A 23,230-nucleotide genomic window follows, 5' to 3' on the forward strand; every position below is an offset into this window, starting at 1 on the left:
CCGTCCTCCCCTTGTCGCAGAAGGCCTAGCTGCTCACCTTGACGTCCACGACGCGGCCTCGGAAGTTGCCGTCACTGGTCTGCGGCAGTTCGGTCAGCCACACCAGAAGGTACCGGGACTCGACCGGTTTCCGGGGCTTGAGGGCCACAGTGGAACCGGATCCCTCGGCGACCTTGGCGTAACCGTCGAAGGATGTGGGCTGTGTGTCGCCGGAGGCGGCGCGCAACTCGACCGAGGTGTTCCCCACGAAGGAGACGGTGACTTTTCCGACGTTCTGGCTCTTGCCGAGATCGAGGATCACACCGACACCGGACTTCAGCCGTCCGAAGTCCGTGCTCAGGTAGTAGTCCGTCTGCCAGTACGTACCGGGCGCGCTGTCGTAAACCTTGCCCACGTCGCCCGGCTTCTCTGAGCCGTCGCTGCCGAACGGGTCGAAGTCCTGTGCGCCCTGGATCGCTATCGGCTTGCTGGCGGGCTTCTTGGGACTCTTGTCGTCGCCCTCCGTCGTCTGGGTCTTGTTGGTGTCGTCCGCCTTGCCGCCCTGCTCCATGAGCGCGTCCGCGAGCTGCCAACTGCCCAGCCCCAGCGCGGCGATCAGCAGTGCCGAGACGGCCCACTTGAGCGCCTTGCCCGTGCGGCTCTGCAGCGGCGGAGGCGGAACCGCCGTCGGCTGGGCGACCCCGGGACGCGGCGCCGGCCGGCCGTAGGTGCCCTGCTGGTACGTGGTGCGCTGGTAGTCGGGCGGCGTGGTGAAGGCCGGCTCCGGCGGGCGGATGCGAGGCATCTCGCCGATCGCCTTCACCAGTTCTTCCGGTGTGGTGCACGGCGACTCGTGGCGGGACGCGGTGGCGCCGTCGTTGGCGAGCGCGCGCATGGCCAGCTCGGACAGGCCGCGGTGAACACCGGCCCGCACCTGGTCGGGCGGAATCAGCCCGATGTCCTTGGGCAGGCCCGACATGCCGTAGGCATCGCTCTCGTACGGCCAGCGCTGGGTGAGTGCCGCGTAGAGCAGGGCGCCGATGGACTCGGTGTCGGTGCGCTGCGGGGTGTCGGAGCTGACGCCGCGCAGTGCCGCGTTCACGGCGAGGCCGCGGATGCGCCACTGGCCGGTCGAGGTGCGGAGCACCGCGTTGGGGTTGAGACGCAGATGGGCGAGGCCTTCGCGGTGCGCAGCGGCCATGGCGGCGGAGACCTGACTGACCATCTGGTAGGCGTCGTACACCTCCAGCGGTCCGGCCGCCAGGAGCGTGGTCAGCTCGGTGGCGTCGGGAAGCCACTCGTGGACGACGTAGACGACGTCGTTCTCCTCGACGGCGTCCAGCACCTGGACGAAGCGCGGGTCGCCCAGCAGGGCGGAGGAGCGGGCCGCGGCCAGCACGGAACGGGCACGCGAGTGATCGGCGGGCAGGATGTGCACCCCGACGGCGCGGCGGAGCATTTCGTCCACGGCACGCCAACTGCTGAATCCGTCCAGACGGGTGACGCACTCTTCGAGGCGGTAGCGTCTGGCGAGCTTGTGACCGCTGTGCAGTTCGGTCGGCGAGGTCTTCTCGGAGCCGTCGGCCCCGGTGCTCTCCTGTGCCTCGTCGCTGTCCGTGTCCCGCTCCCGGTTCTTGGCCACCCCGTCGGCCGTGGACTGGTCCGCCTCTGCGGTCAGCGGCTGCTCGCCGCTGTTGTCTGCCACGTCGACGGCAGCTGTGCTCCGTTCCGCCACCGTCGTTCCCTGCCTCCCCATCCATTGCGCGTCGGCCTTGCGCGCCCGTCCGACGCCGAGACCAATTGTGCCCACAGTCCGCCGCTATGCACGACACACAGGGGCTGTTGATGGTTGTGCGCCTACCCCCCGACTCAGCGTCCCAGGCGTCCGCGCACCATACCGACCAATGAGTTGACTTCGTCGATACGCATGCGCCGGGCCGCCACGTAGAAGATTCCGAGCAGGACGGCCCCTCCGCCCAGCAGCGCGGCGAACGAGCCCATGACCCCCTGGCCCAGTGCCCGGCTGATTCCGTAGCAGGCCGCGCCGCTGAGCAGGGCGGCCGGTACGGAGGCGATGCACAGCCGGGCGTAGGTCCGCAGCACCCGGGCGCCGTCCAGGTCGCCGCCAAGGCGCTTGCGCAGCCGCCGCCACGCGACGCCCACACCGATCACGTAGGCCAGGCCGTAGGAGGCGGACATGCCGACCACGGCCCAGCGGGCCGGAAGCACGATGAAGCAGATGCCCGAGGCGACGGCGTTGCCGGCGGCCACGATGACGGTGTTGTAGAAGGGGGTCCGGGTGTCCTCGTACGCGTAGAAGGCACGCAGCACGACGTACTGCACCGAATAGGGGATCAGGCCGAGGCCGAAGGCCATCAGCATGTAGCCCATGTTGGTGGCGGCGCCGGTGCCGGAGGAGCCGAACATCAGCGTGCACATCGGGATGCCGAGAGAGACGAAGCCGAAGGCGACCGGCACGATGGCGACGGCTGTGGTGCGCAGTCCCTGGGAGATGTCGTCGCGGACGGCACCGGCGTCGTCGTCGGCTGCCGAGCGCGAGATACGGGGCAGGAGAGCGGCCATCAGGGAGACCGTGATGATGGCCTGGGGCAGGCCCCAGATCAGCTGGGCGTTGGAGTAGGCGCTGAAGCCCGTGCCGGCGATGTTCGTGTCCTTGACCGACGCGGTGGCCAGCTGGGAGACGACGAGGGCGCCCGCCTGGTTGGCGAGGACGAAGAGGATGGTCCACTTGGCGAGCATGGCGGCCTTGCCGAGCCCGTGGCCCTTCCAGTCGAAGCGCAGACGGATACGGAATCCGGTCTCGCGCAGGTACGGAATCATGGCCAGGGCCTGGACGACGAGTCCGAGCAGGACGCCGACGCCGAGCAGCCGCAGTCCCTCCGGCGGAATGTTGGTGACCTTCATGTCCGAGTCCGCGGCGGTGCCGTAGACCCAGATGAACGTGCCGAGGGTGACGATGATGACGATGTTGTTCAGGACCGGGGTCCACATCATCGCGCCGAACCGGCCGCGGGCGTTCAGGATCTGACCCATCACCACGTGAATGCCCATGAAGAAGATCGAGGGCAGGAAGAAACGGGTGAAGCTGACAGCGACGTCATTGGCCGCGGGGTCGCTGGCGACCGGGACCGACAGCGCACGCACCAGGAGCGGGGCGGCCAGCCACGCGACGGCGGTGAGCGCGGCAAGGGCCACCATCACGAGTGTCAGCAGGCGGTTGGCGTACGCCTCGCCCCCGTCCTCGTCGTCCTTCATCGCTCGCACGAGCTGCGGCACGAACACCGAGTTGAGGCCGCCGCCGACGGTCAGGATGTAGATCATCGTCGGCAGTTGGTAGGCGATCTGGAAGGACTCGCCCAGAAGAGCGAGGCCGAGCGCCGAGACGATCATCGCGGAGCGGATGAACCCCGTGATGCGGGACACCATCGTGCCCGCCGCCATCACGGCGCTCGACTTCAGCAGTCCTCCGGCACGGCCGCCCTTCTTCGGCGCCGCGGCGGGAGGTGCCTCGGGGACGGGTGCTTCGGCCGCGGGCGGCGGGGTGGCACCCGCGTAGTGGCCGGGCGACGGGGACGCCGGACCCGGCACCGGTGCGTAGTGCTGCCCGCCATGCACGGGAGGGTGGCCACCACCGTGCTGTGGGGGGTGTCCACCGCCCTGGTGCTGATCCGGGAAGGCACCGCTCTGTTGCTGGTCGCGGAAGAGATGGGCGAAGGCATCCGGTTCGTGGCGCTGGTCGCCGGCCTGGCCGACCAGGTCGTCCACGCCCACGAACTGGGTCGTGCGCGGGTCGTCGCCGTACGGAAGGTACTGCGTCGGGCCGTCCGGCTCGGGCGCGGGCGTCGGGGCCCACACCCGCGGGTCGGGAGCGTACGGCGATTGGGGAGGCTGCCCGTACAGCGGCTGCTGAGGGGGGTAGGTGCCCGGTGGGGGCGGCGGGTGCGCGGCGCGGTCGTACAGCGCCTCAGCGACCGGGTCCTGGGCGGCGATGTCCTGCGCCCGGTAGGGATCCTGGTCGTAGGCGTCCTGGACGTACACGTCGGGGGGTGGCTGCGGCACCTGGTCGTGCCCGGGCGGCGGACCCTGGGAGGGGTCCGACTCGGGATGGCCCGAGTTGCCCGCGGCATGGCCGCGGTCACCGTCGTACGGCGCGTTCATGGTTACCCCACCTCATCGTCCCGGGCCCACGGCCACGACATCCTCAACGGTCCACTCTCTCACCCGTGCCGGACGGGTCGGCGCTTTCCGGTGCGGTGTCCGGCGCCGGGTCACTCGGCTGCTCCGGGTCCTCATTCCGTGATTCCGTCGCGGACTCCTGGGGGAGACGCGCCTCGGGTGCCTCGGAGTTCTGTGGGCCGTCGGTGTCCTCGTCGGCCTCGCCTTCCCCGTCCTGATCCTCGGCGTCGCGGGCCGCGGCGCGCTTGCGCTGGGTGTACATCCGGAAGCCGGCGAGAACGAGCAGCAGCACGCCGCCCCCGATGACCAGCATCACTGTGGCGGTGATCTCGGTGACCTTGACGTCGAACGTGACGGGGGCGCCGTACTTCTGGCCGTCCTGCGTGTACAGCTGGGCGACCACCGTTGCCCGGCCGTTGGCGTTGGCCGACGTGGTGAACTTCACCGACTGGCTGTGGCCGCCGGAGACGGTGACGGGCTGCTCCTCGTAGGCGTCCCCGCCGATCTCCAGGCGGGTCGGGTTGGTGGAGGTGAGCCGCAGCACCAGGTGCTCGACGCCCTGCACCAGGTTGTTCTGGACCGTCACGGGGATCGTGGCGCTCCGGCCGGAGAGTTTCGTCTCCGACTTGTCGATGAGTCTCACCTGGCTGATGAGCACGTCCAGATAGGACTCGACACCGCTTCGGTAGATCGCGGCCTCGGACTCGCGGCCCCGCCACGACACGGCCATGCCCCGGTTCAGAGCGCGTCCGAACGGGGTCACCACCCGGGAGGGGTCGGAGAGGATCACCTTGAACTTGTCGAGCTTGTGCTGCGTTCTGGCGATCTGCTCGAACGTCGACTTCGGGAGCTCCTGCTTGCGCAGTGACGAGGGATAGGAGGAGGCCGGAGGGACCTTGGTGGCGGCTGCCGGATCCGGTTTGGCCTTGGCGGCCGCCGTGAGGTTCTGGGACTCGGACCAGGTGCCGTCCTGGAGGATTCCGAAGGCCTCGGCCATCGTCTGCGCCTGGCTCGCGGAAGGCGTGCGCTGCGGTGCGACCACGACGCTGCGTTGCCGGTCGGTCTGCAGGCCGAGGGTCAGGCTCTGGGCCAGGAACCGCTGCACCGCGAGCGTCGATGTGGAGGCCTTGGTCATGTCGCCCTGGAACGCGGTGGACAGGCGTGCGTCCGCGACGACGGCCGTGGTGCCGCCGCCGATGGGGCGGGGCGCGGTGGTCGTGTACGTCAGGCCGCTCTCCTCGAAGGTGTCGCTGCGGGCGATCACCTTGTCCGCTCCGGCGGACGTGGCGACCCTGACGACCGAGGGATCGACGGCGCCGTTGACGGGCCAGGCGAAGTCCGTGGTGGGCGTCACGTGGAGAATCGACTGCACGGTGCTGGAGGCGACGTCGGTGGCTTCCTTGAGGTGGCTCAGCGACCCGGTGACGGACGTGCCGTTGTGGGCGAGGGAGGCCAGGTCGGGGTCACCGAACGGGAGCGCGACGACTTCCTTGTCCGCCACCGCCTCCTGGACCTCGGTGAGCCACCGCTTGGCGACTTCCTGGTGAGCGCCGACGAGGTTGTCGTCACCCTCACCCGGGATCTCGTACCGGTCGGTCATCGCCTCGACGGTCGCGAGCAGATCCGGATCGATCACCCAGGTGACGTCCAGGTCCTTGCCCAGCGCCACCATCCGGTCCAGCCGGCCGCCCGGAGAGATCTCCTTGGCCAGGTCGTCGTCGTGGAAGACCGGCGTCTGCTGCTCGTCCGATCCCGTCTCCGCCGTCATGTGGACGGTGGAGATCAGAGGCCACATGAACGTCGTCTTCGTCTTTGTGCCGGCGTCCTCGGGCTGCCACGGGAGGAAGGTCCGCCGGACGCCGAGAGTCTGTTCCCACGGCTGGGCCGAGGTCTCCCCGGCGAGTGAGACGGCCAGCTGATAGACGCCGTCCTGCCCCAGGTTCAGCTCGTCCACCGGCACCGAGATGGTGAAGGGCTGCGAGACACCCGGGGTGAGCTCGGAGAACTTGTCGGAGTACTTGTCGTCGATCTCCGGACCGACGGTGCCCTGGACGTCGTCGCTGTTCCTGGCGATGGAGTCGATACCCGAGCGGGTGTTCAGCAGGGGCCCGAGGCGCAGGCCCACGTGGGCGTCGGTGACGGTCTGCTTGCCCTTGTTGGTCACCGTTCCGGATACGGTCACGGTGTCGCCGTCAGTCGGTGCGCCGGGGCTCAGGGAGTCGACCGACACGGAGACCGAGCCCGCTCCGGTCGGGGTCTGCGACGCGTCCGTGGCGGCGGCGTCCGCCGACGATGCGGACGGCAGCTGGAGGAGCCCTGCCAGCAGGGGTGCTCCGGCGAGCAGGACTCCGGTGCGCCGCAGCCAGCGGCGGGCAGGTGAGGGACTCGTCCCCTGGAAGTCTGCCGCCTCGGCCACGCGCTCGCCCGTCCCTCGTCGTCGTCAGTGGTCGTCGGAATGTGCGTCCAGGCATGGTAACGATGCGCGCTGAGGGGAAGTGCCGCGGACCGGCGCACAAGATCGGGGGACGTGGGCCTTGTCCGTGTATCGCCGGGGGTGTCCGCGCGCATGTAATGGAGGAGCTTCCGGCCGTTCGAGCCACGTACCCTCTTCTGTTGTGCCGAACGCCAAAGAAGAAACCAGTGCCCTGAGCCAGGTGCAGGACCGCGCCGTGAATGAACTGCTCCGGGTCGCCCCTGTCGCCGACGACCTGGCCCGCCGTTTCCAGGAGGCCGGGTTCTCCCTCGCCCTGGTCGGCGGCTCGGTGCGGGACGCGCTGCTCGGCCGCCTCGGCAATGACCTGGACTTCACCACGGACGCCCGTCCGCAGGACGTGCTGAAGATCGTGCGGCCCTGGGCGGATGCCGTGTGGGAGGTCGGGATCGCCTTCGGCACGGTGGGTGCGCAGAAGAACGCGCGTGTCGGAGGCGTCGACCGAAGCTTTCAGATCGAGGTCACCACGTACCGGTCGGAGGCGTACGACCGCACGTCGCGCAAGCCGGAAGTGTCGTACGGCGACTCCATCGAGCAGGATCTCGTCCGTCGCGACTTCACCGTGAACGCGATGGCCGTCGCCCTGCCGGAGAAGCGGTTCATCGATCCGCACGGCGGTCTCGACGATCTCGCGGCGCATGTGCTGCGCACTCCAGGTACGCCTGAGGAGTCCTTCTCCGACGACCCGCTGCGGATGATGCGGGCCGCCCGGTTCGCTGCGCAGCTCGACTTCGAGGTGGCGCCCGAGGTTGTCGCGGCGATGAAGGAGATGGCCGCGCGCATCGAGATCGTGTCCGCCGAGCGGGTACGCGACGAACTGAACAAGCTGATCGTGTCCGCGCACCCCCGCAAGGGCCTGTCACTGCTCGTGGACACCGGGATCGCTGAGTACGTCCTGCCCGAGCTGCCGGCTCTGCACCTGGAGAGGGACGAGCACCACCGCCACAAGGATGTCTACGAGCACACGCTGATCGTCCTGGAGCAGGCGATGGCGCTGGAGGAGGAGGGTGCCGATCTGACCCTGCGGCTGGCCGCCCTGCTGCACGACATCGGCAAGCCCCGCACGCGCCGGTTCGAAAAGGACGGCCGTGTCTCCTTCCACCACCATGAAGTGGTGGGGGCCAAGATGGCGAAGAAGCGTCTGACGGCGCTGAAGTACTCCAACGAGCTGGTGAGGGACGTCTCGCGTCTCGTCGAGCTTCACCTGCGTTTCCACGGCTACGGCACAGGAGAGTGGACGGACTCCGCCGTCCGCCGCTACGTACGCGATGCTGGACCGCTGCTCAGCCGACTGCACAAGCTGACCCGCTCGGACTGCACGACGCGTAATCGGCGCAAGGCCGCCGCGCTCTCCCGTGCGTATGACGGCCTGGAGGAGCGGATCGCGCAGCTGCAGGATCAGGAGGAGCTGGACGCGATCCGTCCGGACCTCGACGGCAACGAGATCATGGACATTCTCGGTATCAAGCCGGGCCCGGCCGTCGGGCAGGCCTACAAGCACATGCTGGAGCTCCGGCTGGAGAACGGTCCGATGGAGCGCGATGCGGCGGTGGCGGCACTCAAGGAGTGGTGGGCCGCGCAGCAGGGCTGACAGCGCGAAACGGGTCATGTTTCACGTGAAACATGACCCCGCTGAACATGACGAGGGCGGTGTTTCACGTGAAACACCGCCCTTCGGCGTCCTGTCCTACTTGTCCTTCAGGCAGAGCAGGAAGCTCTTGCTGCCGTTGGTCTCCGTGTACACGTACTGGAAGCCCTTGGCTTCCGCCTCGCACTTGCTCTGAGCGGTGAGGCCGGAGAAGTCGCCCTCTATCTTTGCCATCACCTTGTACTGCGCCTTCGTGTCACCGCAGTCGACGACCTCGAGGTCCGGGTCGTTGTCGTTCGTGCTGCCGCGGTGCATGCAGTCGCCGACGGCGGCGGTGTTGGCGTCGTCCTGGCTGGCGATGTAGCCGCCGATCGCCACACCCGCGACGATCAGAACAATGACGATGTTCTTGATCGTCTTGAAGCTCAGCTTGCGACCCTGCTGTGGCGGAACGGGAGCCCCCGGCGGGGGGAAGCCCGGCTGGCCGGCCTGCTGCGGGAAGCCGCTCTGGGGCGGGTAGGGGGCCTGGCCCTGGGGCTGGCCGTAGGGCTGCTGCTGGCCCTGTGCGAACGGGTTGCCCTGGGGCGGCGGAGTGGTCACTTGGGGGTCCCCCTAGAACATAGGCGTGTGGCGCAAAAGCTGCGCTGATAAGACGCACGTAAGCTACCGGCCCGCGCTGACAACTTCGTAGCCCTATAAGGCTCTGTGGCGCTGATGTGACACTTACTGGCGCCCGAAACGGGCCAAAGCCACAGCTACTGCTCCGTAGATAACGGCGATCGTTACGACCAGCGGAACCGATCGGCCGTCCGGCGGGAGCATCAGGGCTGCCACTGCGGCGGCGCCGACGAAGGCCACGTTGAACAGGACGTCGTACAGGGAGAAGACTCGTCCGCGGAAGCCGTCCTCGACGGCGGCCTGGACGATGGTGTCCGTGGCGATCTTGGCGCCCTGTGTGGTCAGCCCCAGGACGAATGCCCCGGCCAGAAGCGGGCCGGTGGCGAACGGCAGCCCGAAGGCGGGGACCAGCACCGCGGCCGACGCGGCGCACACCACGATCCAGCGTCCGGCACCGAGCCGTCCTGCAGTCCAGGGCGTCATGACGGCCGCCGCGAAGAATCCGGCGCCCGAAGCTCCCAACGCGAGCCCCAGCAGGGCAAGTCCCTCGTCGGTGGTCGAGGTCAGCGCGTACCGGCACAGCATCAGCAGCAGCACCAGCATGGCGCCGTAGCAGAACCGCATCAGGGACATCGCCGTCAGCGCCCAGGCCGCCTCCCGGCGCGGAGGCGCGGCGAGGTGGCGTATTCCCGCCCTCAGATCGCGAGCGGTTCCGGTGAGCGCCTCGGTGAGGCGGGGGCGCAGCAACGCCCGGTCGGGACCGAGCAGTTCCTTTGCCATGCGCAGCGAGGCCACGGCCGCGCTCAGATACAGCACGCTGCCCACGAGCACCACGGCCGCGTCGGAGTCGGCGACGACCAGACGGACCACGAAGGCGAGGCCGCCCCCCGCGGTCGCGGCGAGCGTGCCCGCGGTCGGGGACAGGGAGTTGGCGATGACCAGCCGTTCGCCGTCCACCACGCGGGGCAGCGCGGCGGACAGTCCAGCGAGAACGAAGCGGTTGACGCCGGTGACGCACAGGGCGGAGACGAAGAGGAGCCAGTCGGGCACCCGGCCGAGGATGAGGAGGGCGGTCACGGCCGCCATCAGGGCGCGCAGCAGATTGCCGTACAGAAAGACCTGACGGCGGCGCCAGCGGTCCAGCAGGACCCCGGCGAAGGGCCCGACCACGGAGTACGGGAGGAGCAGGACCGCCATCGCGGAGGCGATCGCCGCGGCCGACGTCTGCCTCTCCGGTGAGAAGACCACGTACGAGGCGAGCGCGACCTGGAAGACCCCGTCGGCGCCCTGGGAGAGCAGCCGGACGGCGAGCAGGCGTCGGAAGCCCTGGAAGCGCAGCAGAACGCGCAGGTCACGGACGACGGCCATGGGGCACAGCCTCACATACGAAGAGGGTCTCCGGGACATACGACCCGGAGACCCTCAACTGCCCACAGCAGGGAGGTCTCAGCGCTCGACCTCGCCCTTGATGAACTTCTCGACGTTCTCGCGGGCCTGGTCGTCGAAGTACTGCACCGGCGGGGACTTCATGAAGTACGAGGACGCCGAGAGGATCGGGCCGCCGATGCCCCGGTCCTTGGCGATCTTCGCGGCGCGCAGGGCGTCGATGATGACACCGGCGGAGTTCGGGGAGTCCCAGACCTCGAGCTTGTACTCCAGGTTCAGCGGGACGTCACCGAAGGCGCGGCCCTCGAGCCGGACGTAGGCCCACTTGCGGTCGTCCAGCCAGGCGACGTAGTCGGACGGGCCGATGTGGACGTTCTTCTCGCCGAGATCCCGGTCGGGGATCTGCGAGGTGACGGCCTGCGTCTTGGAGATCTTCTTCGACTCGAGGCGGTCGCGCTCGAGCATGTTCTTGAAGTCCATGTTGCCGCCGACGTTCAGCTGCATCGTGCGGTCCAGGATGACGCCCCGGTCCTCGAACAGCTTCGCCATGACGCGGTGCGTGATGGTGGCGCCGACCTGGGACTTGATGTCGTCACCGACGATCGGGACGCCCGCCTCGGTGAACTTGTCCGCCCACTCCTTGGTGCCGGCGATGAAGACCGGGAGGGCGTTGACGAAGGCGACCTTGGCGTCGATGGCGCACTGGGCGTAGAACTTCGCCGCGTCCTCGGAGCCGACGGGCAGGTAGCAGACGAGGACGTCGACCTGCTTGTCCTTGAGGACCTGGACGACGTCGACCGGCTCCTCGGCGGACTCCTCGATGGTCTCGCGGTAGTACTTGCCGAGACCGTCGAGGGTGTGGCCGCGCTGGACCGTCACACCGGTGCTGGGGACGTCGCAGATCTTGATGGTGTTGTTCTCGGAGGCGCCGATGGCGTCCGCGAGGTCGAGGCCGACCTTCTTGGCGTCCACGTCGAAGGCGGCGACGAACTCGACGTCACCGACGTGGTAGTCGCCGAACTGGACGTGCATCAGGCCCGGCACCTTGGACGCCGCGTCGGCGTCCTTGTAGTACTCGACTCCCTGCACCAGCGATGCGGCGCAGTTGCCCACGCCGACGATGGCTACGCGAACCGAACCCATTCCGGTTGCTCCCTGTGTGTACGAGTGAGGCCCTGAGCGGGTCTCACGTGGCGGTGTCGTCGGGCGAATCCGGCCGGGGGTCGTCCCCCGGCCGGGGCAGGCCGCCCGGCGCTCCAGATGTGGTGTCCTGCTGAGCGGGCCCCCCGGTGGCGGACCCCTTCAGGTCCCGCCCGGCCCGCTCGCTCTCGATGAGCTCGTTCAGCCAGCGCACTTCGCGCTCCACGGACTCCATCCCGTGGCGCTGGAGCTCAAGCGTGTAGTCGTCGAGGCGCTCCCGGGTCCGGGCCAGGGAGGCGCGCATCTTCTCGAGGCGCTCCTCCAGCCGACTGCGGCGGCCCTCGAGCACGCGCATCCGTACGTCGCGCGACGTCTGCCCGAAGAATGCGAACCGCGCGGCGAAGGTCTCGTCCTCGTACGCGTCCGGACCCGTCTGGGAGAGCAGCTGCTCGAAGTGCTCCTTACCCTCCGCCGTCAACCGGTAGACGATTTTGGCGCGGCGCCCCGCGAGCGGAGCGGCGAGGGCGTCCTCGGTGGTGTTCCCCGGCTCCTCGATCAACCAGCCGTTGGCGACCAGCGTCTTGAGGCAGGGGTAGAGCGTCCCGTAGCTGAAGGCACGGAACACACCCAGTGACGTATTGAGTCGTTTGCGCAGCTCATAGCCGTGCATCGGAGATTCGCGGAGCAGGCCGAGTACGGCGAACTCGAGGATCCCGGAACGCCGGCTCATCGTCGCCTCCCCTCTGCCGCGGTCATGCCATGACGGCCTCGTGTACGGCTCATCGCCGCCCTTATGCCGAGCTGATGTATCGACTCGATACATCACGACGATAGAACGACCTTCCGGAAGCGACAAGGGGGTCAAGGGTGAACGGGATCACATCGTCGATTCGTTGCGAGCAAGTTGCCTGATTTGAGGTGAACTTCTGTGCTCGGCAGGTTTTGGCGGTGCGTAGTCTGTGCGCCATGCACACCACCGGGAACCGAGTGACGCCTGGGGGCGTCTCTGTCCCCGGTGCAGTACGGGTGAATGCGGGAAGCGCCGCATCCGTACTTCGGGGGGACCGGAAACCAGCCGCCGTTTCCAGGCGCGCAAGGGTGCGCCTGCCCGAGGAGTAGTCGTTCGATGAGCGAGCACCGTCGCAAACCGCCGCAGCCGCAGGGAGGCGGACGTGCCGCGGCCCGACGCGGCCAGTCCGGCTCGTCCTCCGGCCGCCGCGCGGCACCGCGAGGCGCCACCGGATCTCCGTCCGATGCCTATGGGTCGGGGTCCCGCGGCTCGGGGGTCGAGGACCGTACGTACGGCAGCCGCGCCGAGGCGCGACGCGCGGCTCAGCGGGGAGGTGCCCGTCGTGCGGGTTCCGCCGCGCCCGGCCGCGGCAGAGGGCGTGCGGCCCCGCCCGACAAGAAGCGGATCATCGACTATCCGCGCTACGACAAGGACGGCTGGCGTCGCTGGGCGCCGTCCTGGAAGCTCGTCTCCGGCCTGTTCCTCGCCTTCTTCGGCAGCCTGGTCGCCGTGGCGGGCATCGGGTACGCGATGGTGAGCGTCCCCAGTGAGGAGAACGCCGCGGCGTTGTCCGAGAACAACGTCTACTACTGGGCGGACGGCAGCCAGATGGTCGCCACCGGGGCCGGCCAGAACCGGCAGAACGTGACGATCGACCGGATCCCCGAGGCCATGCAGCGGGCGGTGATCTCGGCTGAGAACAAGAGCTTCTACGAGGACTCGGGTATCGATCCCATGGGTATCGCCCGAGCGCTCGGCAACATGGCCACCGGTGGTGACACCCAGGGCGGCTCGACGATCACCCAGCAGTTCGTGAAGAACACCTACCTGAGCCAGGAGCAGACGCTCTCCCGGAAGTTCAAGGAGATGTTCATCTCGATCAAGGTGGGCACGAAGCTCACCAAGGACGAGATCCTTCAGGGCTACCTGAACACCTCGTACTACGGCCGCGGCGCCTACGGCATCCAGGCCGCCGCCCAGACCTACTACGGCAAGGACGCGGTCGACCTCAAGCCGAGCGAGTGCGCCTTCCTCGCCGCGCTGCTCAAGGGCCCGACGTACTACGACCCGGCGGGCAACGAGAACCTCGACAAGGCCGCCACCGCCGAGGCCAACCTCGCGCGTTCCGAGGAGCGCTGGGGCTGGATCCTCGAGCAGATGCACAACGACGGGCACCTGTCCGACGCCGACTACCAGAAGGCGACCGCGAAGTACCCCATGCCGCAGGGACGCAAGGCGACCAAGGGCATGACCGGCCAGGTCAGCTACCTCGTCGACACGGCGAAGCGGTACGTCCTGAAGAACTCCGACATCACGGAGGCGCAGTTCGACCAGGGCGGCTACCAGATCTACACGACCTTCGAGAAGGACAAGGTCGACGCGCTGGCCAAGGCGGTCAAGCGGGTCGAGAAGGAGAAGATCGACCCGAAGAAGCGCAAGGAGGACCAGCACGTCCAGTTCGGCGCGGCGTCGGTGAAGCCCAACGACGGTGCGATCGTGGCCCTCTACGGTGGCGCCGGCTTCGAGAACGGCCACTTCAACAACAACGCGGACACTTCGGGTATCCCCGTCGGTTCGACCTGGAAGCCGTTCGTCCTGGCCGCCGCGATGCAGCACGGAACGTACAAGACGAACGGTGAAGGCGTCTCGCCGCAGAGCAAGTACAACGGTGACGACAACCTGAAGATCAGGAACAACGACGGCTCGTACGTACTCAAGAAGGACAACACGCCCTTCTTCCAGAAGAACGAGAGCAACTACCCGTGGGGCTACATCACCCTGCACAAGGCGATGGAGCAGTCCGTCAACACGCCCTTCGTCCAACTCGGCATGGACGTGGGGATGAAGAACGTGGCGGATGTCGCGGAGAGGTCCGGCATCCTGAAGGAAAGCTTCGCCGGCCTGAACGCGTCGTTCGCCCTGGGTACCTCAACCCCCAGCGCGATCCGCATGGCCGATGCCTATGCGACGTTCGCGGCATCCGGCAAGCAGGCCGACCCGTATTCGGTGACGGCCGTCAAGCACAAGGGTTCGGAGCTGCCGGGCTTCGACAAGCCGCGGGTCAAGCAGGCGATGCCCGAGAACGTGGCGAACAACGTCACGAAGACCCTCGAGAACGTGATCGAGAACGGTACCGGCTACCACGCGCAGGAGCTGGGGCGCAGGGCCGCCGGCAAGACGGGTACGACGGACGAGAACAAGTCGGCCTGGTGGGTCGGCTACACCCAGCAGCTCGCCACCTCGGTCGCGATGTTCCGCGAGGACCCCAAGAGCCACAAGCTGCTCTCCATGAACGGCACGGCGGGTGAGGACTCCATCCACGGTGGTGACGTCCCCACGCAGATCTGGACCGAGTACATGAAGGCCGCGCTGAAGGGCAAGGACGACCCCGGGTTCCCCGAGGCAGAGAAGATCGGCGAGATCGCCGACGGGGTCGGCGCGCCGTCCCCGACCCCGACCGCCACGGAGACCCAGGAGTCGACTCCCTCGACGCCGCCCCCGCCCACGGAGACCGAGACCACCCCGCCGCCGCCCACGGAGACCGAAACGTGTGCGCCCTTCGACTTCCGTTGCAATGACGACGACGAAGAGGAGACGGGCGGCACCGGGCCGGGCGGGACGGACTCCGGCGGTACGGACGGCGGCGTGACCAACTCGCCCGATCCCACAGAGAGTGGTGACACCGGGACCAGTCGGGGCAACGGCAACGGTGGCGGTCTCTTCGGAGGCTCGACCGGTTAGTCCGACCATCGCCCGGATGGGGTGTTTCACGTGAAACACGAGGGCCGCCGTACCCGACGGGTACGGCGGCCCTCGGCGTATCCCCGGCCTCGTACGGCAGGATGTGCGGCATGCCCAGTGGAGAATCGACGCAAGCGAGCGTCCACGAGCCGGAGCCGGTGCGGCCGACCGAGGAGGACCGGATCGCCTCGGCCGGCAGCGAGCTGATCGGCGGCCCGCTCGGACGGCGCGCCCTGACCGGCAGGTCCTGGTGGACACCGGTGCGGGTGATCGCGCTCGTGGCGATCGGCATGTTCACCCTCGGCCTGGTGCAGAAGGCGCCCTGCTACAACGGTGCCTGGTTCTTCGGCGCCAGCTCCCAGTACACACACGCCTGCTACTCGGACATTCCTCACCTCTACCAGGGGCGCGGCTTCGCCGACGGGCTGGTGCCCTACTTCGACAAGCTTCCCGGGGACATGCAGTACCTCGAGTACCCGGTGCTGACCGGCGTGTTCATGGAGGTCGCCGCCTGGCTCACCCCCGGCAGCGGCAGCATCCAGGACCAGGAGCAGTGGTACTGGATGGTCAATGCCGGGATGCTCATGGCGTGCGCGGCCGTCATCGCCGTCTGTGTGACCCGCACGCACGCACGGCGGCCCTGGGACGGACTGCTGGTCGCCCTGGCACCGGCCTTCGCGCTGACCGCGACCATCAACTGGGATCTGCTGGCTGTCGCTCTGACTGCCGCCGCGATGCTGATGTGGTCACGGGGGCGTTCCCTCGCCTTCGGCGTCCTCCTGGGCCTGGCGACGGCCGCCAAGCTCTATCCCGTACTGCTGCTGGGGCCGCTCCTGGTGCTGTGCTGGCGCGTGGGCCGCTGGCGGCAGTACGGAACGGCCCTCGCGGGCGCGGCTGTCGCGTGGCTCGTCGTGAACGGGCCCGTGATGCTGTTCGCGTTCGACGGCTGGTCGAAGTTCTACACGTTCAGCCAGGAGCGAGGCGTCGACTTCGGGTCCTTCTGGCTGATCCTGGCGCAGAACTCGGACGACCCGCTGAGCACCGACACGGTCAACACGCTCGCCACCCTGCTGATGCTGCTGTGCTGCGCGGGTGTGGCGGCACTCGCGCTCACGGCTCCCCGCCGTCCGCGTTTCGCCCAGCTCGCCTTCCTGATCGTCGCGGCGTTCATCCTCACCAACAAGGTCTACTCGCCGCAGTACGTCCTGTGGCTGGTGCCGCTCGCCGCCCTGGCCCGGCCGAAGTGGCGGGACTTCCTCATCTGGCAGGCCTGCGAGGTGGCGTACTTCCTGGGCATCTGGATGTATCTCGCGTACACGACCAGCGGCGACGCCCACAAGGGCCTGCCGACCGACGGCTACCACTGGGTCATCGGCATGCATCTGCTGGGGACGCTCTACCTGTGTGTCATGGTCGTGCGCGACATCCTGATGCCGGAGCGGGATCCTGTGCGCCGGTCCGGTGACGACGACCCTTCGGGCGGTGTGCTCGACGGGGCCGAGGATGTCTTCGTGTTCGGTCCCGCGGCCCGTCCCGCCCGGCACGCGGCCCACTTCGAGGGCCCCCGGGTCGAGTGGGGCAGGACGGGGGCAACCGGCGGTTTGCTCTGAGCGAACAGCTCGCTGGCAGGGCGCCTTGCACACGGAAAGGGCCGGGCACGGAAGTTGCGTGCCCGGCCCTTTCCGTCGGGTCAGCGGTCGACGAGCCGGTCGAACTGCGTGGTGGTGTGCCGGAGGTGGGCCACCAACTCCTCGCCGACCTTCGGCTCCGGTGCGTCGGCCGGCACGAACAGGATCGACACCTGCATGTGCGGCGGCTCGGCGAACCAGCGTTGCTTGCCGCCCCAGACGAAGGGCGAAAGGTTCCGGTTGACCGTGGCGAGGCCGGCGCGGGCGACGCCCTTGGCGCGCGGCATGACCCCGTGCAGGGCCTTGGGGGCCTCCAGGCCCACTCCGTGCGACGTACCGCCCGCCACGACCACCAGATAGCCGTCGGAGGCGGCCTTCTGCTGCCGGTAGCCGAACCGGTCCCCCTTGGCGACGCGCGTGACGTCCAGGACCGCGCCCCTGTACTCGGTGGCCTCGTGGTCACCGAGCCACAGCCGGGTGCCGATCCGGGCGCGGAAGCGGGTCTGCGGGAACTGCTGCTGGAGCCGGGCGAGTTCGTCGGCCTTGAGGTGGCTCACGAACATCGTGTGCAGCGGGAGGCGGGCCGCCCGGAGGCGGTCCATCCAGCCGATGACCTCCTCGACGGCGTCCGAGCCGTCGGTACGGTCGAGCGGCAGATGGATGGCGAAGCCCTCCAGCCGGACGTTCTCTATCGCGGAGTGCAGCTGGGACAGGTCCTGCTCGCTGATTCCGTGTCGCTTCATCGAGGACATCACCTCGATGACCACCCGGGCACCCACCAGGCCGTACACGCCGTCGACCGACGACACCGAGCGGATGACCCGATCGGGCAGCGGCACCGGCTCCTCGCCGCGCCGGTACGGCGTCAGCACCAGCAGGTCACCCCCGAACCAGTCCTTGATCCGGGCGGCCTCGTACGTCGTGCCGACGGCGAGGACATCGGAGCCCAGCCGGGTGGCCTCCTCGGCGAGGCGCTCGTGGCCGAAGCCGTAGCCGTTGCCCTTGCAGACCGGGACCAGCCCCGGGAACTGCTCCTGCACGTGCTTGTGATGCGCCCGCCAGCGCGCGGTGTCGACGTAGAGCGTGAGCGCCATGGCCGGACCTGGAACCTTTCTCGTGGCTGCGGTGTATCAAAGGTATGGGAGCCAACGAAGCCCGCGGGGCTACGAAGACGAAGACCGTGACGAAGAGCCGCTCAGCGGCGCGACATGTAGATGTCGAGTGCCTTGTGGAGCAGCTTGTTCAGCGGGAAGTCCCACTCACCGAGGTACTCGGCCGCCTGGCCGCCAGTACCCACCTTGAACTGGATCAGGCCGAAGAGGTGGTCTGTCTCGTCCAGCGAGTCGGAGATGCCGCGCAGGTCGTAGACGGTGGCGCCGAGCGCGTAGGCGTCCCGCAGCATCCTCCACTGCATCGCGTTCGAGGGCCGGACCTCACGGCCGATGTTGTCGGAGGCGCCGTAGGAGTACCAGACGTGGCCGCCGACGATCAGCATCGTCGCCGCGGACAGATTCACGCCGTTGTGCCGGGCGAAGTACAACCGCATGCGGTTGGGGTCCTCGGTGTTGAGGGCCGTCCACATGCGCTGGAAGTACGACAGAGGGCGGGGCCGGAAGTGGTCGCGCACGGCCGTGATCTCGTAGAGCCGCTGCCACTCGGGCAGGTCGTTGTAGCCGCCCTGGACGACCTCGACACCGGCCTTCTCCGCCTTCTTGATGTTGCGGCGCCACAGCTGGTTGAAATTCTTGTGGACCTCTTCCAGGGAGCGGTTGGCCAGCGGCACCTGGTAGACGTAGCGGGGCTGGACGTCACCGAAGCCGGCGCCGCCGTCCTCGCCCTGCTGCCAGCCCATGCGGCGCAGCTTGTCGGCGACCTCGAAGGCGCGGGGCTCGATGAAGTCGGCCTCCAAGTCGCGCAGACGCTTCACGTCCTGGTCCTGGATGCCCTTCTTGATGGTCGCGGCCTCCCAGCGCCGGATGATCACCGGCGGACCCATCTTCACAGAGAAGGCGCCCTGCTGCTTCAGGTGCGCGAGCATGGGCTCGATCCACTCCTGAAGGTTGGGTGCGAACCAGTTGATGACCGGGCCCTCGGGCAGATAGGCGAGGTAGCGCTTGATCTTGGGCAGCTGCCGGTAGAGGACGAGACCCGCACCGACCAGCTCGCCGGTCCGGTCGTCGAACCAGCCGAGGTTCTCCGAGCGCCATTCCGCCTTGACATCAGCCCAGGCCGGGACCTGCATGTGACTCGCCGACGGCAGGCTCTGGATGTAGGCCAGATGCTGCTCTCGACTGATGGTCCTCAGGGTCAGGCTCATTCGGGGCGCTCCTCGGGCTGGTGTGTCCCCATGGGTCAGGGGCTCCGGCTCTCGCGCGAAGCCTACTGCGCCTTGGGTGCGCCCCGGTTGGGCGCACGGGACCTTCGCCCCGGCCTTGGTGCCGGCCGGGGCGCTGGACGATGTGCGGAAGGAGTGGTGTCCGGAGCCGGTCAGCCGACTCCGCCGAAGAGGCCGCCGTGCGCCATGCCCAGGAAGAACCCGACCGCCGACGCACCGAGGCCCAGGACGAGCCCGAAGCGCTCGCGCGTCGTCACCGAGATCCACTGGCCGTACGCGCCGGTGAGGATTCCCACCAGGCCGGTCCAGGAGCTGAGCAGGTGCAGATGGTGGAACATCGCCGTGATGAAGGACGTGATCCCCAGCACCAGGGTCACTGCGAGCAGCGTGTCCTGGACGGGATGGGGCTTGCCGTCCGTGGCGAAAAGGCCTCCGGCGGTGTTGGGTCGCATTGCCTGTGCCATGGGGCACCTCCTGCGAAAGGCGGCGGATCGTAGCGCCGTACACACCCGATGTGTACAGATTGGGGGTCCTCGCAGCCGGATTTCAACCGCAAGCCGCTGTGCGGGTACTCTGTAGCGTCTGCACCGGCGTCTGTCCGGACAGAGCCAGGCAGGAACAGGGAGGGGCCACGGCCCGTCCCGGCCGGCCCGGAACCGCCGCCCGACCTCGATTGTCAGTGGCGGCTGTTTTACTGACAGGCATCGTTGCGCAACGCATCACGACCCTCCTGCCACGGAACGACCGTGGCCGCTGAGTCCAAAGGAGGTGGGTTCCACATGCGTCACTACGAGGTGATGGTCATCCTCGACCCCGATCTCGAGGAGCGCGCTGTCTCCCCGCTGATCGAGAACTTCCTTTCTGTCGTCCGTGATGGCGGCGGAAAGGTCGAGAAGGTCGACACCTGGGGCCGTCGTCGTCTCTCGTACGAGATCAAGAAGAAGCCCGAGGGCATCTACTCGGTCATCGACCTGCAGGCCGAGCCTGCGGTCGTCAAGGAGCTCGACCGCCAGATGAACCTGAACGAGTCGGTCCTCCGGACCAAGGTCCTCCGCCCCGAAACCCACTGAGCTCTTCCGCTCAGCTGATCTCGGGACTCGAGTAGCAGCACAAGCAGCCAGCAGCAAACCCGCCGAGAGGTTCCCCCATGGCAGGCGAGACCGTCATCACGGTCGTCGGCAATCTTGTCGACGACCCCGAGCTGCGCTTCACCCCGTCCGGTGCGGCCGTCGCGAAGTTCCGTGTCGCGTCGACCCCCCGCACCTTCGACCGTCAGACAAACGAGTGGAAGGACGGCGAGAGCCTGTTCCTGACCTGCTCGGTCTGGCGTCAGGCGGCGGAGAACGTCGCCGAGTCGCTCCAGCGAGGCATGCGCGTCATTGTGCAGGGCCGGCTGAAGCAGCGGTCCTACGAGGACCGTGAGGGCGTCAAGCGCACGGTCTACGAGCTGGACGTCGAGGAAGTCGGCGCCAGTCTGCGCAACGCCACGGCCAAGGTCACCAAGACCACCGGCCGCGGTGGCCAGGGCGGCTACGGCGGCGGTGGCGGCGGCCAGGGTGGCGGCGGCTGGGGCGGCGGTCCCGGCGGCGGCCAGCAGGGCGGCGGCGCTCCCGCCGACGACCCGTGGGCGACCGGTGCTCCCGCAGGCGGCCAGCAGGGCGGTGGCGGCGGCTGGGGCGGTGGCTCCGGCGGCAGCAGTGGCGGCGGCTACTCGGACGAGCCCCCCTTCTAAGCGGGGCCGTACCCACACTTCTTGATCACACAGGAGAAACATCATGGCGAAGCCGCCTGTGCGCAAGCCGAAGAAGAAGGTCTGCGCATTCTGCAAGGACAAGGTCACGTACGTGGACTACAAGGACACGAACATGCTGCGGAAGTTCATTTCCGACCGCGGCAAGATCCGTGCCCGCCGCGTGACCGGCAACTGCACGCAGCACCAGCGTGACGTCGCCACGGCCGTCAAGAACAGCCGTGAGATGGCGCTGCTGCCCTACACCTCCACCGCGCGATAAGGGAAGGGTGACCGACTCATGAAGATCATCCTCACCCACGAGGTTTCCGGCCTCGGTGCCGCGGGCGACGTCGTCGACGTCAAGGACGGTTACGCTCGCAACTACCTGGTTCCGCGGAAGCTCGCGATCCGCTGGACCAAGGGTGGCGAGAAGGACGTCGAGCAGATCCGTCGTGCTCGCAAGATCCACGAGATCCAGACCATCGAGCAGGCCAACCAGGTGAAGGCCCAGCTCGAGGGCGTCAAGGTCCGCCTGGCCGTCCGGTCGGGCGACGCCGGTCGTCTCTTCGGTTCCGTCACCCCGGCCGACATCGCTTCCGCGATCAAGGCCGCCGGTGGTCCCGAGGTCGACAAGCGCCGCATCGAGCTGGGTGCGCCGATCAAGACGCTGGGCTCTCACGAGACGTCCGTGCGTCTGCACCCCGAGGTTGACGCCAAGGTCAGCATCGAGGTCGTCGCCGGCTGAGTGCCGGGCTTGCTGAAGCAGTGAGCATGGGGGCCGCATCCTTCGGGATGTGGCCCCCATGGTCATGTTTCACGTGAAACAGTCAGCGCGCCGCGCCCGTGACGATCCAGCGGCCCGAGCGGCTACGCACCCACAAGGTCAGCATGCGGACGGTCATCATGAGCGTCATCGTGGCCCACAGTGCGGTGAGTCCGCCGCCGAGTGCGGGGACCAGCAGGGCGGCCGGAGTGAACACCGCGAGAGTCAGCAGCATCGCCCAGGCAAGGTACGGTCCGTCTCCCGCGCCCATCAGGACTCCGTCCAGGACGAAGACGATGCCGCAGATCGGCTGGGACAGCGCCACGAGCGCCAACGCGGGCAACGCCGCGTCCTTCACCGTGGCGTCGCTGGTGAACAGAGGGAGGAACACCGGCCGGGCAAGTATCACCATGACGCCGAGGAGGACACCGACCGCGACTCCCCACTCGACCATGCGACGGCATGCCTCGCGGGCTCCCTGGGCGTCTCCGGCTCCCAGATAGCGCCCGATGATGGCCTGTCCGGCAATGGCGATCGCGTCCAGCGCGAAGGCGAGCAGGCTCCACAGCGACAGGATGATCTGGTGCGCCGCTATGTCGGAGTCGCCGAGGCGGGCGGCGACGGCTGTCGCGATCATCAGGATGGCCCGCAGGGAGAGAGTGCGCACCAACAGGGGGGCGCCTGCTTGGGCCGAGGCCCTGATCCCAGCGGCGTCCGGGCGTAGTGAGGCCCCGTGCCTGCGCGCTCCTCGAAGCACCACGATCAGATAGACCGCGGCCATGCCCCATTGCGCGATCACGGTGCCCCAGGCCGACCCCGCGATACCGAGACCGGCGCCGTAGACCAGGGCGACATTGAGGACGGCGTTGGCGATGAAGCCGGCGATGGCGACGTAGAGCGGTGTCCTGGTGTTCTGCAGTCCGCGCAGGACACCGGTCGCGGCGAGTACGACGAGCATGGCGGGTATGCCGAGCGCGGAGATCCGCAGATACGTGGTCGCGTAGGGGGTCGCCGTGTCAGAGGCGCCGAAGAGGCTCACCAGGGCGGGCGCGGTTGGCAGGACGACGGCCATGACCGTGGCGCCGAGGAGAAGTGCCAGCCAGATTCCGTCCATGCCCTGACGGATGGCGGACGGGAGGTCGCCCGCGCCGACCCGCCGGGCGACGGCGGCCGTGGTGGCATAGGCCAGAAAAACGAAGACACTGACCGCGGTCATCAGGAGCGCCGAGGCGACTCCGAGGCCGGCGAGCTGTGCCGTTCCGAGATGGCCGACGATGGCACTGTCGGCCATGACGAACAGTGGCTCGGCGACGAGAGCGCCGAAGGCCGGGACTGCCAGCATGACGATCTCTCGGTCGTGCTGCCGGCGGACGGCTTTGGGGCGCGCGGGGGCCTGTGTCATGTGCACCAATCTAATCGTCCACAGGTAAGAGATGCAAAGCATCTGCGGGTCTTACTTTGTGGCGCAGGGTGTGGGCTTGCGTACACCCCATGAAGCGATCTTGATCCTGCTGAGCAAGTTTTTCTTCTGCACAGCCGGTGGACGGTAAATCTGCAGGTCACGGGGTTTTCCAAGTGGGAGTGCCGGGCTTGTTCACAGGCCTGTCCACCGCCTCGTGCAC

The 23,230-nt window shown here is 68.2% G+C and carries 18 protein-coding genes; 7 read left to right on the forward strand and 11 right to left on the reverse strand.

Annotated features, from left to right (window positions below):
• Positions 1 to 25 precede the first annotated feature (25 nt).
• The 3 genes from ACZ44S_RS20975 to ACZ44S_RS20985 form a co-directional block, all read right to left on the reverse strand.
• Positions 26 to 1,714 carry a protein kinase family protein gene (locus tag ACZ44S_RS20975; protein ID WP_466931227.1) on the reverse strand — a complete coding sequence of 563 codons (1,689 nt, stop codon included), beginning with the start codon at positions 1,712 to 1,714 and terminating at the stop codon, positions 26 to 28.
• 134 nt (positions 1,715 to 1,848) lie between these two features.
• On the reverse strand, positions 1,849 to 4,158 hold the full coding sequence (gene murJ, locus ACZ44S_RS20980; protein ID WP_466931228.1) for a murein biosynthesis integral membrane protein MurJ: 2,310 nt from the start codon (positions 4,156 to 4,158) through the stop codon (positions 1,849 to 1,851).
• Positions 4,159 to 4,201: 43 nt separating this feature from the next.
• Positions 4,202 to 6,592, reverse strand: a complete 2,391-nt coding sequence (locus ACZ44S_RS20985) for a DUF6049 family protein (RefSeq protein WP_466931230.1) — start codon at positions 6,590 to 6,592, stop codon at positions 4,202 to 4,204.
• Between the two features lie 199 nt (positions 6,593 to 6,791).
• Here ACZ44S_RS20985 and ACZ44S_RS20990 point away from each other — a divergent pair, with 199 nt between their 5' ends.
• Entirely contained in the window at positions 6,792 to 8,258 is a 1,467-nt protein-coding gene (locus ACZ44S_RS20990) for a CCA tRNA nucleotidyltransferase (protein ID WP_466931232.1), read from the forward strand.
• A gap of 96 nt (positions 8,259 to 8,354) precedes the next feature.
• Here ACZ44S_RS20990 and ACZ44S_RS20995 read toward each other — a convergent pair whose 3' ends face one another.
• The 4 genes from ACZ44S_RS20995 to ACZ44S_RS21010 all read right to left on the reverse strand — a co-directional run bounded on the left by ACZ44S_RS20995 (position 8,355) and on the right by ACZ44S_RS21010 (position 12,129).
• On the reverse strand, positions 8,355 to 8,855 hold the full coding sequence (locus ACZ44S_RS20995; RefSeq protein WP_466931234.1) for an LppU/SCO3897 family protein: 501 nt from the start codon (positions 8,853 to 8,855) through the stop codon (positions 8,355 to 8,357).
• A gap of 123 nt (positions 8,856 to 8,978) precedes the next feature.
• Positions 8,979 to 10,241, reverse strand: a complete 1,263-nt coding sequence (locus ACZ44S_RS21000) for an MFS transporter (protein WP_466931236.1) — start codon at positions 10,239 to 10,241, stop codon at positions 8,979 to 8,981.
• A 78-nt stretch (positions 10,242 to 10,319) separates the two neighbouring features.
• On the reverse strand, positions 10,320 to 11,402 hold the full coding sequence (locus tag ACZ44S_RS21005) for an inositol-3-phosphate synthase (RefSeq protein WP_466931238.1): 1,083 nt from the start codon (positions 11,400 to 11,402) through the stop codon (positions 10,320 to 10,322).
• A 43-nt stretch (positions 11,403 to 11,445) separates the two neighbouring features.
• The gene (locus ACZ44S_RS21010; RefSeq protein WP_190164588.1) at positions 11,446 to 12,129 is read right to left on the reverse strand and encodes a PadR family transcriptional regulator; all 684 of its coding nucleotides are present in this window, start codon (positions 12,127 to 12,129) and stop codon (positions 11,446 to 11,448) included.
• A gap of 396 nt (positions 12,130 to 12,525) precedes the next feature.
• Here ACZ44S_RS21010 and ACZ44S_RS21015 point away from each other — a divergent pair, with 396 nt between their 5' ends.
• Together ACZ44S_RS21015 and ACZ44S_RS21020 are read left to right on the forward strand one after the other, a co-directional pair.
• On the forward strand, positions 12,526 to 15,150 hold the full coding sequence (locus tag ACZ44S_RS21015; RefSeq protein WP_466931240.1) for a transglycosylase domain-containing protein: 2,625 nt from the start codon (positions 12,526 to 12,528) through the stop codon (positions 15,148 to 15,150).
• A 101-nt stretch (positions 15,151 to 15,251) separates the two neighbouring features.
• Positions 15,252 to 16,760 carry a glycosyltransferase family 87 protein gene (locus ACZ44S_RS21020; RefSeq protein ID WP_466931242.1) on the forward strand — a complete coding sequence of 503 codons (1,509 nt, stop codon included), beginning with the start codon at positions 15,252 to 15,254 and terminating at the stop codon, positions 16,758 to 16,760.
• A gap of 80 nt (positions 16,761 to 16,840) precedes the next feature.
• On the opposite strand, the gene ACZ44S_RS21025 is transcribed toward ACZ44S_RS21020, so the two are convergent.
• From ACZ44S_RS21025 to ACZ44S_RS21035, 3 genes are all read right to left on the reverse strand, one after another.
• On the reverse strand, positions 16,841 to 17,872 hold the full coding sequence (locus ACZ44S_RS21025; protein WP_466931244.1) for an alanine racemase: 1,032 nt from the start codon (positions 17,870 to 17,872) through the stop codon (positions 16,841 to 16,843).
• Between the two features lie 101 nt (positions 17,873 to 17,973).
• Entirely contained in the window at positions 17,974 to 19,095 is a 1,122-nt protein-coding gene (gene femX / locus ACZ44S_RS21030; protein ID WP_466931246.1) for a peptidoglycan bridge formation glycyltransferase FemX, read from the reverse strand.
• A 170-nt stretch (positions 19,096 to 19,265) separates the two neighbouring features.
• Complete coding sequence (locus tag ACZ44S_RS21035; protein ID WP_466931248.1) at positions 19,266 to 19,577, reverse strand: hypothetical protein; 312 nt, start codon at positions 19,575 to 19,577, stop codon at positions 19,266 to 19,268.
• Positions 19,578 to 19,892: 315 nt separating this feature from the next.
• Between ACZ44S_RS21035 and rpsF the strand changes: the two genes are divergently transcribed.
• The 4 genes from rpsF to rplI all read left to right on the forward strand — a co-directional run bounded on the left by rpsF (position 19,893) and on the right by rplI (position 21,590).
• Entirely contained in the window at positions 19,893 to 20,183 is a 291-nt protein-coding gene (gene rpsF, locus ACZ44S_RS21040; protein ID WP_004985983.1) for a 30S ribosomal protein S6, read from the forward strand.
• A 77-nt stretch (positions 20,184 to 20,260) separates the two neighbouring features.
• A complete protein-coding gene (locus tag ACZ44S_RS21045) occupies positions 20,261 to 20,845 on the forward strand; it encodes a single-stranded DNA-binding protein (protein WP_466931250.1) in 585 nt (194 codons plus the stop codon).
• Positions 20,846 to 20,888: 43 nt separating this feature from the next.
• A complete protein-coding gene (gene rpsR, locus ACZ44S_RS21050) occupies positions 20,889 to 21,125 on the forward strand; it encodes a 30S ribosomal protein S18 (RefSeq protein ID WP_003949403.1) in 237 nt (78 codons plus the stop codon).
• An 18-nt stretch (positions 21,126 to 21,143) separates the two neighbouring features.
• Positions 21,144 to 21,590: a 50S ribosomal protein L9 gene (gene rplI / locus ACZ44S_RS21055; protein WP_466931252.1), complete on the forward strand. Its 447-nt coding sequence runs from the start codon at positions 21,144 to 21,146 to the stop codon at positions 21,588 to 21,590.
• Positions 21,591 to 21,672: 82 nt separating this feature from the next.
• Here the strand turns inward: rplI and ACZ44S_RS21060 are convergent, their stop codons facing one another.
• On the reverse strand, positions 21,673 to 23,010 hold the full coding sequence (locus tag ACZ44S_RS21060) for an MATE family efflux transporter (protein ID WP_466931253.1): 1,338 nt from the start codon (positions 23,008 to 23,010) through the stop codon (positions 21,673 to 21,675).
• Positions 23,011 to 23,230 lie beyond the last annotated feature (220 nt).

This window comes from Streptomyces malachitofuscus (genome assembly GCF_055571035.1).